Source organism: Brevibacillus sp. HB2.2, assembly GCF_013284275.1.
Lineage (GTDB): Bacteria > Bacillota > Bacilli > Brevibacillales > Brevibacillaceae > Brevibacillus > Brevibacillus brevis_D.
Genome location: NZ_JABSUV010000124.1, coordinates 1 through 263 on the forward strand (window position 1 = coordinate 1; position 263 = coordinate 263).

1 pseudogene is annotated in these 263 nt (G+C 53.2%); it reads right to left on the reverse strand.

The features are described 5' to 3' along the window. Positions 1-263, reverse strand: a pseudogene (locus tag HP401_RS35540) (hypothetical protein); the annotation flags it as partial.

Here is a 263-nt window from a genome sequence, read left to right on the forward strand (position 1 = left end):
ATCTTGCCTTCCAGGGCAGCGCCGCATATGTCATCGTTGCGGATAGGGTTTTGACGGATGCCTGCTTCTGGCATGAGCTGATAGGTGTGAATGAGAAGGGCATGGTCGATCCTTGTTGTTGACCCGGCGACGACCAGCTCTTTGCCTTGGTAGTTCACGCGGTCTCCGAGCTGGAGGACCTGTCCGCTTTCTACTTCATAGGTGAGAAAATCGTTTTCCGACATACCTGCTGCGTAGCCGTTTTCTGTCGTTTCCATATAGGG